General features: G+C 42.1%; 9 protein-coding genes. 8 read left to right on the forward strand and 1 reads right to left on the reverse strand.

What is annotated here, in order from left to right; all coding sequences use genetic code 11:
• Nucleotides 1-33 precede the first annotated feature (33 nt).
• The 6 genes from ACDD58_RS13280 to groL all read left to right on the forward strand — a co-directional run bounded on the left by ACDD58_RS13280 (nucleotide 34) and on the right by groL (nucleotide 7,663).
• Nucleotides 34-1,482, forward strand: a complete 1,449-nt coding sequence (locus ACDD58_RS13280; RefSeq protein ID WP_370777886.1) for a 4Fe-4S dicluster domain-containing protein — start codon at nucleotides 34-36, stop codon at nucleotides 1,480-1,482.
• Between the two features lie 573 nt (nucleotides 1,483-2,055).
• Nucleotides 2,056-3,339, forward strand: coding sequence for a group II intron reverse transcriptase/maturase (gene ltrA / locus ACDD58_RS13285; RefSeq protein ID WP_370777888.1), 1,284 nt, complete (start codon nucleotides 2,056-2,058; stop codon nucleotides 3,337-3,339).
• A 177-nt stretch (nucleotides 3,340-3,516) separates the two neighbouring features.
• Entirely contained in the window at nucleotides 3,517-4,299 is a 783-nt protein-coding gene (locus tag ACDD58_RS13290; protein ID WP_117921725.1) for a Cof-type HAD-IIB family hydrolase, read from the forward strand.
• Between the two features lie 21 nt (nucleotides 4,300-4,320).
• Complete coding sequence (locus tag ACDD58_RS13295; protein WP_370777890.1) at nucleotides 4,321-5,466, forward strand: DUF2974 domain-containing protein; 1,146 nt, start codon at nucleotides 4,321-4,323, stop codon at nucleotides 5,464-5,466.
• 227 nt (nucleotides 5,467-5,693) lie between these two features.
• Nucleotides 5,694-5,978: a co-chaperone GroES gene (gene groES, locus ACDD58_RS13300; RefSeq protein WP_006857823.1), complete on the forward strand. Its 285-nt coding sequence runs from the start codon at nucleotides 5,694-5,696 to the stop codon at nucleotides 5,976-5,978.
• Nucleotides 5,979-6,040: 62 nt separating this feature from the next.
• Nucleotides 6,041-7,663, forward strand: a complete 1,623-nt coding sequence (groL, locus tag ACDD58_RS13305) for a chaperonin GroEL (protein WP_117921728.1) — start codon at nucleotides 6,041-6,043, stop codon at nucleotides 7,661-7,663.
• Nucleotides 7,664-7,965: 302 nt separating this feature from the next.
• Here groL and ACDD58_RS13310 read toward each other — a convergent pair whose 3' ends face one another.
• Complete coding sequence (locus tag ACDD58_RS13310; RefSeq protein ID WP_117921730.1) at nucleotides 7,966-9,054, reverse strand: histidinol-phosphate transaminase; 1,089 nt, start codon at nucleotides 9,052-9,054, stop codon at nucleotides 7,966-7,968.
• 88 nt (nucleotides 9,055-9,142) lie between these two features.
• Between ACDD58_RS13310 and ACDD58_RS13315 the strand changes: the two genes are divergently transcribed.
• Together ACDD58_RS13315 and ACDD58_RS13320 are read left to right on the forward strand one after the other, a co-directional pair.
• Complete coding sequence (locus ACDD58_RS13315) at nucleotides 9,143-12,676, forward strand: DUF5717 family protein (protein ID WP_370777893.1); 3,534 nt, start codon at nucleotides 9,143-9,145, stop codon at nucleotides 12,674-12,676.
• Between the two features lie 24 nt (nucleotides 12,677-12,700).
• Nucleotides 12,701-13,939 (forward strand): DUF5716 family protein, encoded by a 1,239-nt coding sequence (locus ACDD58_RS13320; protein ID WP_370777895.1) that lies wholly within the window; start codon nucleotides 12,701-12,703, stop codon nucleotides 13,937-13,939.
• Nucleotides 13,940-13,957: the final 18 nt, after the last annotated feature.

The following is a 13,957-nucleotide window of genomic DNA, read 5'->3' on the forward strand; positions in this document are numbered from 1 at the left end:
TTAACAAAGATAAGATGAGCGAGGTAAAACACGATGTATGCAGATGAAAATGTGATTAAAATCAAACACGATGTACTCTACACAGTCGCAAAGCTTGCATTTGAAGGCAGACTTGAAGAAGAGAGAGACCACATCGCAACAGAACTCATTCCAGGTCCGACACCGCAGTTTCGCTGTTGTATTTATAAAGAGAGGGAGATCATCCGTCAGAGAGTCCGTTTAGCAGAGGGTAAAGCACCGGGCGCAGAGGATGATGGAAATGTGGTTCAGGTTATCAGCTCCGCATGTGAGGACTGTCCGATTTCCAGTTATACTGTAACAGAGAACTGCCAGAACTGTCTTGGAAAAGCATGTATCAATGCATGTAAATTTGGCGCAATCGAGCCGGGAAGAGACCGTTCCCATATTGATCCTTCCAAGTGTAAAGAATGTGGAAAATGTGCACAGGCATGTCCTTACAATGCAATCGCACATTTAAAGAGACCGTGTAAATTCAGCTGTCCGGTCAATGCGATTACATACAATGAGTACGGCATTTCTGTGATCGATAAAGAAAAATGTATCCGTTGCGGTAAATGTATCCACAGCTGTCCGTTCGGTGCAATCGCTTCTAAGACTTATATTGTGCCGGTAATCGAGGCTTTAAAAGCAGGCAAACATGTATATGCGATGGCAGCTCCTGCAACAGAAGGTCAGTTTGGTGCAGATATCACAATGGCAAGCTGGAAAAAAGCGATGAAAGAGATGGGATTTACGGATTTCTATGATGTAGGTCTCGGTGGAGATATGACAGCAGCTTATGAGGCAGAAGAGTGGGCTGAGGCTTATAAAGAGGGAAATAAAAAAGTTACTTCCTGCTGTCCTGCATTCGTAAATATGGTGCGTTTACATTATCCGGAATTAGCAGAGTGTGTATCTACAACAGTATCTCCGATGTGCGCAGTTTCACGTCTGATCAAAGCGAAAGATCCTGATGCGATCACTGTATTTATTGGACCGTGTGTTGCCAAGAAGTCAGAAGTTGCAGATCAGAAGATCGAGGGAAATGCAGATTATGTATTAACATACAGCGAGATCCGTGCAATGATGAAAGCAAAAGGCGTTGAGTTACAGCCGTGTCCAAATGATGATCAGACAGCATCTACATTTGGTAAACGTTTCGCAAACTCCGGCGGTGTAACAGCTGCAGTACTTGAGAGCTTAAAAGAGTCTAACGATGAGATCGCAGCAACCGTATGCAAGGCAAACGGTGCGGCAGAGTGTAAGAAAGCATTACTTCTGTTAAAAGCTGCAAGACTGCCGGAAGACTTCATTGAAGGTATGGCATGCGAGGGCGGCTGCGTTGGTGGTCCAAGTGCGTTCAACGATCAGATTTCTTCCAAAAAGAACCGTGATACCCTGATCGGTCAGGCAGATGACCGTACCATCCATGACAACTTAAAGAATTACGACATGGAAAGCTTCTCCATGCACCGCGAGTAGGACGAGCGGAGCATTGCATCGCGGGTAAGCAAACAGAATAGTGAGCATTATTATGCCGTGCAGCCTGTAAAAGGGTTGTGCGGCATTTTTGGTTTGCGCGCCATGGGCGCGCTCTAATGGGTGAAAGTCCCGAACACGCCTAGGCAACGAGGAAGTGTATAGCAGAACAGCAAGGGTGTCCATCGTGAGGTGGAATCTGAAGGAAGCTGTAAGCAAACTCTTGGTCCGACGGACAGAAATCACATATAAGGCTCGGAAATACGGATAAGTCTGCCAAAAGAGATGAAGTCCTAAAGTTGCTGGAAGTACGAGTAAATGTGGCGGATAGATGAGAGGAAAGAGCGTGCACCTTAAGCGTGGAGGTCTCACAGGGGTTTCATTAGCCTAGTAACAACGAACTGTGAGAAGTCAGCCGAGCCCATAGTAGTGAAGAAGTCTCTGTAATGGAGATGGAGCAAAGGGGCGAACAATCAATAAGTTTGAGTATGTCTCGTATTGCAGAAGAGATAACATCTGCCGTAACCAATCGGGTAAAAGATGGTCAAATCAAGCGAGACGGAAAGGAAAGAACGCATGGACACAAGTAGTCTAATGGAGCAGATATTATCTAGCGATAACCTCAACAGAGCATATCTGCAGGTCGTACGAAACAAAGGTGCAGAGGGAGTGGACGGAATGAAGTACACAGAACTCAAAGAACATCTTGCAAAGAACGGCGAAAACATCAAGGAACAGTTGAGGACAAGAAAGTATAAACCTCAGCCAGTACGGAGAGTGGAGATACCAAAGCCCGATGGCGGTTTCAGAAACCTGGGAGTGCCAACAGTAACAGACAGATTTATACAACAAGCTATTGCACAGGTCTTAACACCAATCTATGAGGAGCAGTTCCATGATCATAGTTATGGATTTAGACCGAACAGATGTGCACAACAGGCAATCCTGACAGCACTTGATATGATGAACGAGGGCAACGACTGGATTGTAGACATTGACTTGGAAAAGTTCTTTGACACAGTAAACCATGACAAGCTTATGACCATCATAGGCAGAACTATAAAAGATGGAGATGTTATCTCGATCATTAGGAAATATCTTGTCAGTGGAATCATGATTGATGATGAGTATGAGGATTCTATTGTGGGAACACCACAAGGAGGAAATCTTTCACCATTACTGGCAAATATCATGCTGAATGAACTTGATAAGGAAATGGAAAAGAGAGGGCTTAACTTTGTACGATACGCGGATGACTGTATTATTATGGTCGGAAGCGAAATGTCTGCCAATCGTGTAATGAGAAACATATCTCGTTTTATTGAAGAGAAAGTAGGACTCAAAGTTAACATGACCAAGAGCAAAGTAGATAGACCAAGAGGATTGAAATATCTGGGTTTCGGATTCTACTTTGATTCAAGAGCACACCAATTTAAGGCAAAACCACATGCAAAATCAGTAGCAAAGTTCAAGAGGCGAATGAAAGAACTCACTTGTCGTAGCTGGGGCGTTAGTAACAGCTATAAGGTTGAGAAACTTAATCAGCTTATCAGAGGGTGGATTAACTACTTTAAAATAGGTAGTATGAAGGTGTTATGTGCCACGCTCGACCAAAGCATAAGATTTCGATTGCGCATGTATATATGGAAACATTGGAAAACTCCACAGAATCGCGCGAAGAACTTAATAAAGCTAGGGGTATATAAGAAACTAGCGTACTCAACGGCTTATAATGGTGCGAGAATCGCACACTGCTGTCAAGGCGGTGCCATGAATGTAGCCGTTACAAAAGAAAGACTAACCCGTTTTGGATTAATCTCAATGTTAGATTACTACACCGAAAGGTGTGTTACTTGTTAAGTTGACTGAACCGCCGTGTACCGAACGGTACGCACGGTGGTGTGAGAGGTCGGGAAATCACTCAGATTTCCCTCCTACTCGATTATACGGTGATATGGATTTTAAAATACTTTGCTTAATGGGAAAATTCTGTTAGAATAAAAACCATCACGACAGAAGGGAAAAATAGACGATATAATGAAAAAAGCAGTATTTTTTGATATAGACGGTACATTATGGGATTTTAAGATGAATATACCGGAAAGCACAAAAGAAGCATTGAAAGAACTAAGAAAAAACGGGCATTATGCCTTCCTGTGCAGTGGAAGAAGCAGATCCAATATCAAAAGTCCCAAATTACTGGCACTCGGGTTTGATGGCATTGTGGCAGCATGCGGCACACACATTGAATTCGAGGGAGAAAAGTTATTTGAACTTTTACTGACCAACGAACAAATCAAACATATTCTTACAGTACTTAGAAAATACCAGATACCAATGGTACTAGAGGGACCGAATTATATTTATGTGGATGAAAAAGACTTCAAGGATGATCCATATGTCATTTATCTGAGAAATGAGCTTGGGGAAAACCTAAAAAGTATTACCGGAATTGCACAATATGAGGTAAATAAGCTGAGTGCGGAACTTGGAAATGCAGATGTAGAACTTGTCAGGAAAGAACTGGGAACGGAGTTTGATATGATCGTCCATGAGCCGGATGGAATATTAGAGATCGGGCAGGCGGGGCATTCCAAGGCAAGTGGCATTGAGCGTCTCTGTGCGTTTCTTGGAATCGCAAAAGAAGATACTTATGCATTCGGGGATAGTGCTAATGATGTGGAAATGCTTGAATTTGTGGCACATGGGATTGCCATGGGAAATGGTACGGATGTGGCAAAGAATGCGGCAGAATTTATTACCACAGATATCCATAAAGATGGGATCTGGAACGGACTGAAACATTATGGGCTGATCTGAATAAAAGACAGGGGGAAAAATATGGCAAATATCATGGATTATATGGACTGGCGCGGGGATTTATCGTTTGAGGCAGATGAATTTAATGAAGTTGATAATCTGATTTTAGCGCAGCTTGCATATGTTGATTTTGAGGGGATCGTTACAGCAGAGGAAAATGCGCCGGCTGTACCGCTTAAGGAGGCATCCGGACAATTTTGGGAAAAGAATGATAAAGACGAAATCTTGGCACGGGTATCCATGACGAAATCGGCCCCGTTTGTTATGGAGAAAATGGCGGAAACAAAACGTTTTTCGGATGTAAAACTACGCTGCTATGTCAATGAGATCCGGGATGAGGAACAGTTTCAGTTTTCGGCGGTCTGTGTGGAACTGCCGGATGACAGCCTGTATGTGGCATTTCGCGGAACAGACAACACGATCACGGGCTGGCGGGAAGATTTTAATATGGGTTATCTGTCAGAAACGCCGGGACAGCTCCGGGCAGTGGAATATTTGAACCGTGCTGTGACAGACAAAAAGCAGAGGGTGCGTGTCGGCGGCCATTCAAAGGGTGGAAATTTTGCCGTGTATGCCTCCGTAAAATGTGATCCGCAGATCCAGAACCAGATTTTAAATGTGTACAGCAATGATGGTCCGGGATTCAGGAGCGATATGGTGGAAAGCACAGAGTACCAGCGCATGCTGCCGAAGCTGCACACGATCCTGCCGGAATCTTCCATTGTCGGAATGCTCTTAGAACATCAGGAGTCGTTTGAAGTTGTCAAGAGCTCAAACAGCGGGATCCAGCAGCACGATGCCATGTCATGGGAGGTACTCGGAAGATCTTTTGTACATGTGGATCAGGTTGCGGCGCAGAGCCTGTTGTTGGATGAAACGATAAAATCATGGATTTACCAGTTAGACGGGGAAGAGAGAGCACAGATCGTGGAGACGGCATTTGATATGATCGAAAAAGTCGGGATCCGTACGGTAGATGATTTTTACCACAGTAAATGGAAGAAAATACAGGAACTGATGAAAGAAACCAGTAAACTTTCACCGGAGCGGCAGAAACTGTTTTCAAGAGCCTTAAAACTGCTTTGGATGGAAGGAAATAAAGCAATGAAGGAGACAGTAAAACAGACCGTAAAACGCACGGTAAAACAGTCTCCGCTGAAAAAATAAAAAAAGTATAAAATCACAGAAAATGAGTGAACTTATAAAAAAATGAGAAAAAGAGAGAAAAAATAAGAAAATATTGGAATAAATAATTATAAATAGAAATATATTTGGTTGCAGATTCAAATATAAAAATCTATTATATGAACCATAAGTTAGCACTCAAAAGAAATGAGTGCTAATAACTACTCAAAAGAAATAAAACAGATGATCATAAGCAGGAGGTAAGCAACATGAAATTAGTTCCATTAAGCGACAGAGTCGTATTAAAACAGTGTGAGGCAGAGGAAACCACAAAATCAGGTATCATCCTTACAAGCAGTGCACAGGAAAAACCACAGGAGGCAGAGGTTATTGCCGTAGGTCCTGGTGGAATGGTTGATGGAAAAGAAGTTACCATGCAGGTAAAAGCCGGACAGAAGGTAATTTATTCAAAATACGCAGGAACAGAAGTAAAATTAGACGGAGAAGAATACATTATCGTAAAACAGAATGATATTCTTGCAGTTGTAGAATAAATAATTGTTCAAAGTAAAACAGATTTTTATCATTAATAAATTTCAGAAAGAGGTAGACAGATATGGCAAAGGAAATTAAATATGGCACAGAAGCAAGAGCAGCATTAGGTGCAGGTGTAGATAAACTGGCAAATACCGTAAGAGTAACATTAGGACCGAAAGGAAGAAACGTAGTACTTGATAAATCTTACGGCGCTCCGCTGATCACAAACGATGGTGTTACAATCGCAAAAGAGATCGAGTTAGAAGATGCATTCGAGAACATGGGTGCACAGCTTGTAAAAGAAGTTGCAACAAAGACAAACGATGTTGCAGGTGATGGTACCACAACAGCAACTGTTTTAGCACAGGCAATGGTACAGGAGGGTATGAAGAACCTTGAGGCAGGTGCAAACCCGATCATCCTCCGCCGTGGTATGAAGAAAGCAACAGACAAAGCAGTAGAAGCAATTCTTGCAATGTCATCAAAAGTAAATGGCAAAGACCAGATCGCAAAAGTAGCTGCAATCTCTGCAGGAGATGAGAATGTTGGTAACATGGTTGCTGATGCAATGGAAAAAGTTTCCAACGATGGTGTTATCACGATCGAGGAATCTAAGACAATGCAGACAGAGCTTGATTTAGTAGAAGGTATGCAGTTTGACCGTGGTTATGTATCTGCTTACATGTGCACAGATATGGATAAAATGGAAGCAGTATTAGACGATCCATATATCCTGATCACAGATAAGAAGATCAGCAACATTCAGGAGATCCTTCCTCTGTTAGAGCAGATCGTACAGAGCGGTGCAAGATTACTTATCATCGCTGAGGATATCGAGGGTGAGGCACTTACCACTTTGATCGTCAACAAACTGCGTGGTACATTCAATGTAGTAGCTGTCAAAGCACCTGGCTATGGTGACAGAAGAAAAGCAATGCTTGAAGATATCGCAATCTTAACAGGTGGTCAGGTGATCAGCTCTGATCTTGGTCTGGAATTAAAAGACACAACTATGGATCAGTTAGGTCGTGCAAAATCTGTAAAAGTCCAGAAAGAGAACACAGTGATCGTTGACGGTGCTGGTGACAAAGATGCGATCGCAAGCAGAGTAAACCAGATCCGTGGACAGATCGAGGAGACAACATCTGAGTTTGATAAAGAAAAATTACAGGAGAGACTTGCAAAATTAGCAGGTGGCGTTGCAGTTATCCGTGTCGGTGCAGCAACTGAGACAGAGATGAAAGAAGCAAAACTTCGTATGGAAGATGCTTTAAACGCAACAAGAGCAGCAGTCGAAGAAGGTATCATCGCAGGTGGCGGTTCTGCATATATCCATGCAACTAAAGCTGTTGCTGAGTTAGCTGACACCTTAGAGGGTGATGAGAAGACTGGTGCAAAAGTTATCTTAAAAGCTCTGGAAGCTCCATTATACTATATCTCTGCAAATGCAGGACTTGAGGGCGCTGTTATCATCAATAAGGTAAAAGAGTCTAAAGACGGTATCGGATTCAATGCAGCAACCGAAGAGTATGTAGATATGGTTGAGAACGGTATTCTTGACCCGGTTAAAGTTACAAGAACAGCATTACAGAACGCAACTTCTGTTGCATCTACACTGCTTACAACAGAGTCTGTTGTTGCTAATATCAAAGAAGATGCTCCGGCAGTTCCGGCAGGCAACCCTGGCATGGGAATGATGTAATAACAGGTCTCTAAGAGAAAAAACAATAGATTGTATGGCTTTGTGATACAATCTGTTGTAATAAATAAGAACGTGAAAAACACAGCAGATTGTAAAGATCTGCTGTGTTTTTTAAATTCATAGGAAATTACGCATCTCGCGGAGAAGAAGTTAGCTGTAAACAGCACCGCTCGAGTGCGAAAGAGTCGCAAGCGACTCTTTGTTCTAGGAAAATGCGTTGAAATTTGTGCTGAAAATAAGATTTTATATTTTGATGAATTACAAAAACAAATGCTGGTGAACAGATTTGTCTGACCGGATATTTACCGGAGCAGGCAGGCAAGCAGTCTGTCATTATCCTCTGGATTCATGATACAGAGCCGGATGTACTTGTTATCCAGAAATGGAAATGTGGAGCAGTCACGGATCATCATTTTTTCACGGATCGCACGGTCAAATAGATCCTGGGAAGTAAGGTCATCTTTTAAAATGCGTACCAGCATGAAATTGCCGCTTGGTTCATATACTTTAAAATCAGGGCTTTTCTGGAATGTCTGATAAATTCTTGCACGCTCTGAAGAGATCAGGTCTTTGGTAGCTTTGATGTATGCAGTGTCACGGAACATCGTCTCTCCGGCAACGACAGCCAGGGAATTGATCGTCCATGGATTTTTTCTGGTATTGATAGATTTGATCAGATCACGGTTGCCTGTGATCGCATAGCCGAGGCGGAGTCCCGGTGCCGCGAAAAATTTTGAGGTACCACGTAAAATGACAATATTGTTATAATAGTTTGTCAGTGGCACAGCGGAGATATCAGCCATATTATCGGCAAATTCCACATAAGTTTCATCCACCATGACATAAATGTCATGTTCCTTGCATGCATCTAAGATGTGACGCATTTCTGTTCTTGTAATGCAGGATGATGTAGGGTTGTTCGGGTTACATATAACGATCAGATCAATGCTTTCGTTCAGATGAGAGATAAAATCATCAACATCTAAACGGAAATTATCCTTTTCGCGAAGCGGATAATAGAGTGTCGTACCTCCGCCAAGAGAGATCTCACGTTCGTATTCGGAATAAGTAGGACCGATGACCATTGCCTTTTTCGGGTGCTCAATCTGTATAAAAAGAGAGATCAGTTCTGTGGAACCGTTACCTACGATGACGTTTTCATATTCTGTACCGCAGTATTCTGCGATGCATTTACGAAGAGATGTATATTCCCTGTCAGGATATGTCGTGATCACATCGATCTGCTCGGAAAGAGCGGTACGAAGAAGCGGTGATACACCAAGCGGGTTAACATTTGCAGAAAAACTGACGATCTCTTCTTTTCTGATGCCGTAGATCTGCTCTATTTTTTCTAAATCACTTCCGTGAAAATGGTCTTTGTGTTTTATCATTGCGAACTCCTCCAAATTGGTTTATAATCTATTATAATGATTGTCATTGAAAAAGCAAGCAATTAAAAGAGAAAAAGCGGGTGTCGATTTGCGAAGACGGATACAACAACTGGCAAGGGGAAAATTCGAACACTTAAAGCCATCTCTTTCAATTTCTGTGGATAAAATTGACATTACTGCAATGGAAGGAAATGACGTTTCGGGGGATTTTGTGATCACAAGCACAAATCATGTGCCGATGCGTGGAATCGTATATTCTTCCAATCCGAGGATGGAATGTCTGACACCACAGTTTGAAGGGGAAGAAATAAGGATTCGTTACCAATTTCATAGTTATGGTCTGGTTGAAGGTGATATTCAAAAAGGAGAGTTCTGTATTGTAGTAGAACAGGGTGAATATAACCTTTCTTTTGTTGTGTCTGTTTCTAAATTGTATGCGGAATCTTCTGTCGGGAAAATAAAAAATTTATCTGATTTTGCCAGACTGTCAGAAAATGATTTTGAAGAGGCATTTCATCTGTTTTATTCTGGAAAATTTAAAAATATATTTCATTCCGGTGAAAAAAGAGAAATGCTTTTGTATGAGGGATTGTCAAAAGGAACTCCCTCCGGTCAAAAGGTAGAAGAGTTTTTGATCGGTATTCATAAAAAGAAGCGTACAGAGGTTTTGCTAAAAGAGAGCAATACTGTATTTTATCAGGTACATGAAAACAGACTGGAAACTTTTCAGATAAACAGAAGCCAGCACGGTTATCTTGAAATCAGAGTCAGTTCAGATGCAGGTTTTTTAGCCCTGAAGAAGCCAAGGGTTACCGATGAGATGTTCGTGGGGAGCGTCTGCGATGTAGAATATTACATTGTGGCAGAAAAAATGCATGCCGGAAAGAATTTTGGAAAGATATGTCTGGAAGTGCCGGGACAGGAAACGTTAATTTATCATGTATGTGCCACATCAAAGCCGGAAAATGCTACAGAAAATGCACCTGTTTTTTTAGATATCCAGAAATCCAGAGCAAAATTAATGCAGCTTTATCTGGAATACCGCCTGAAGCGGATCGTGACAGGCGTATGGGCGAACCAGTCGGGAGTTATTTTAGACCATTTATCTACTTTGTGTAAGGATGAAAAAATATATGGACTGATGAAAGCACAGGCACTGATCATCAATCGCCAGAGACAGGAGGCATCCTGGATTTTAGATGATTTTAAACGGACATGTGAGGATCATACAAGCCCGGAATGGGGATATTATCTTTATCTGTGCACACTGATGGAACGGGAGCCGTCTTACGTAGATCGTCTGACGATAGAGGTGGAGCAGATTTTTAAAATGCATCCGGATGATTCAATGCTGTTCTGGGTGCTGTTATTTTTAAAAGAAGAGTATTATCAGAAACCGGCAGAAAGGTTAGAAGCAGTCCGGGACTGGATGCGTTATGATAACAGTCCGTATTTTTATCTGGAGGCATATTATCTGATCTGGCAGGATCCTTATTTACTGACAAAACTTGGAACATTTGAAACACGCATATTATACTGGGCCGCAAAATGGGGTGTTATGACAAGGGATATTGCAATACAGGTAACGGGTCTTGTCGCAGGGAAAAAGGAGTATCATCCGTTTCTATACCGTATTTTAGAAGCATGTTATGAGGTAAAACCAGATGATGAAATGTTGACGACGGTGTTGGGATACCTGATCCGCAGCCAGTGCTTTGGTGCAAAATATCATCACTGGTATGAGCTTGGAATAGAACGAGAGATTCGTATTACAAGCCTGTATGAAGCATATCTTTTATCACTGGATGGAAGAAAACTTGAGCGTGTACCGAAGATGATTCAGATGTATTTTCAGTATGACAGTGGATTGTCCTGGCAGCAGAAGGCGGTTTTATTTGTCAATATTATTGCGGCAAAAAAAATACAGCCTGATGTATATCAGAAGTATCTGCCGATCATAGAACGCTTTGCGATGGAGCAGCTTGAGGCAGGTCATGTAGATGATAATCTGGCTGTGATTTATGATGAGCTGTTTGCACAGGGTATCATAAATGCGGATATTGCACATTGGGCATCTGAAATTCTTTTTACACATAAGGTGATCTGCACAGATTCACGTGCCGCAAAGATAGAAGTTTATGAATACGCATGCAACAATGCAGATAATAAGGAAGCCGTGATCCGGAACGGAGCAGCATATTTTACCGTACATACAAAGGATTACTGCCTGATCATGGAAGATATTTATGGCAATCGTTTTTGCGGGGATATTGGTTATTACGAAGAGCCGTTGATGGACATTGACGGCTGTGTAAAGAAGTGTATGGAGTTTGCACAGGAAGAATTGCCTTATATTCTTTATTCCATGCAGCAGAAGGGCGGAGAAGAAGTTGATGATCCGGATTTTCCGGGCGTGTGGGCTGTTTTGAAATCACCGTTGGTAAGTGACCGCTATAAAAGAGATGTTGCAGAACAGGTTATATCATTTTATCGGAAAAGAAAGTATGAGGCAGGATGCCTGACTGGTCTGGATCATAAACTCTTATCAACAGCTTCGCGTCGTATGCTGATGCAGTATCTGACAGAAGAACATTTGTATGAAACAGCGTATCGAATGGCAGAAGAATGTGGATATGAGCATATGGATACGGCAGCATGTGTCTCTTTATGCAGTTATGCGATCCATACAGCAGGTTTTGAGGAAGATGATTTTCTGCTTGGATTTGCAGAGTACGTATTTTACAGGGGCATCTATAATGATGTAATTCTTATTTATCTCTGCAAATATTATAATGGCGCAACAAAGACCATGGCGGAAATCTGGAAAGCAGCCGGCGAGTTTGATATAGATACGTTTGATCTTGAGGAGCGTATTTTAAGTCAGATGCTTTATTCGACTGACTATATTGCGGATGTGGAAGATATCTATGAAAGTTATGTAAAAGGCGGGGGACGGGAACTGATCTGCATGGCATATTTATCTTATTTTGCAGATGCATGGCTGGTGCGGGATATGGTGGTACCTGAGTATGTGTTTGAACAGATTTTTGTACGCTATCAGGAAGGTAATCCGCTGAACGATGCATGTAAACTGGGGCTGCTGAAATATTTTTCGGAGAAAGAACACTTATCAGATGTAATGTACCGGGCGGCTGATGAGTTGTTGGAAGAGTACACATCACAGAACCGTTACTTTGATTTTTTTCTGGAGTTTGAGAAAAAATTGCGTTTGAAATATCATTTGTATGATAAAGCATTTGTAGAATATCATACAGATCCGGGACGAAAGATTATGATTCATTTTAGTCTGGATGGGGAGCATTATGAGCAATCGCTGCTAAATGAGGTTTATGATGGTATTTTTGTCAAAGAATTTATTTTGTTTTTTGGCGAATCTGTACTTTATTATATGACAGAGCAGGAAAAGACAGAGGAGAAGATAACGGAAAGTGCATGTTTAAATTGCAGAAATGTACCGGATGAAGAAAGTCATGGACGATATGAGATGTTAAATGATATGCTGATGCATCATGCGATGGGAGAACGCGATGCGCAAAAGAGAGAAATGAAACAATACTATGGAATGCAGATGGTAACAAAAGAGGTATTTCATATTTTATAAGTAAGAGGGAGAAAAGTGGAAAAAATGCCGTATTATCTGGGCATTGATCTTGATAATGACAATGCTGTGATAAGTTACTTCCAATTGAATATGAGAGAACCGGAGACGGTCAGTACGGTAGCAGGCAGTGAGGTGTACCAGATTCCTTTGATGCTGGCAAAAAAACATGGAATTGGTCAGTGGTTTGTTGGTGAAGAGGCGAAGCGTCTCGCACTTTTGCAGGGGGAGGAAGCAGTGTCCGGACTGCTTCATGCAGCCCTTTCGGGACAGGAATTTTTCGTGGAGGGAGAAACTTATAAAGCAGAAGAACTGCTGGCGCTTTACATAAAAAAACTGATATATCTGGCAGGAAAACTGGGGAATCCCGTGACACCTGATTTTTTGGTTATCACGCTTGAGCAGTTGTCAAGGGAGGTGACTGAACTCTTTATCCGTGTGGCAGAGCGGATTGGAATACACGATGGAAGACTGACACTCATTGACAGGAGAGAGAGCTTTTATTATTTTGCCTTCAGTCAGCAAAAAGAATTATGGCTGCATGATGTGTGTCTGTTTGATAACCGTGGAGACGAAGTATGGTGCAGAAGACTTGAACGTGATCAAAGGACTATGCCACAGCTTGTCACGATCAGTGAGGAACTGCGTAATATAGACAGAGCGGGTAAGGATGCCAGCTTTTTGAAAGTTGTAACAGAAGCCGTATCGGGACATATTGTTTCAGCGGTATATCTGACTGGAGATGGTTTTGATGGTGAATGGATGAAAGAGTCGCTTTCTTTCTTATGTAAAGGCCGTCGGGTCTTTATGGGGAAAAACCTATATTCCAAGGGAGCGTGTTATGCAGCGGCAAGAAAGTGTATGAAAACAGAAAACAGCTGGCAGTTTGTCTATATGGGCGATAACGAGATGAAAGTAAACGTCAGCCTAAAAGTGCAAAGACAGGGGAAAACGGAGCTTTTGACACTAATCAATGCAGGGGATAACTGGTATGAGACAGTTGGAGAATGTGAGGTATTGCTGGATGGATCAAATGAGATCGATTTCTGGCTGCAGCTGCCAAACAGTAAGGAGGCGCAGATTGAAAAACTTACACTTGCGGATCTGCCAAAGCGGCCTCCGCGTACAACGCGTCTCCGTATCAAAGCACAGCCGGTTTCTGATATGGAAGTAAAGATTAAGATCAAAGATCTGGGGTTTGGAGAAATCTTTAAGAGCTCGGACAAAACGTGGGAATATATGATGTCACTGGGAGCAGTGAAATAGACGAAAGAGAGGCAGGAA

The sequence above is a fragment of the Roseburia sp. genome, assembly GCF_041325975.1.
GTDB classification, from domain to species: domain Bacteria; phylum Bacillota; class Clostridia; order Lachnospirales; family Lachnospiraceae; genus Roseburia; species Roseburia rectibacter.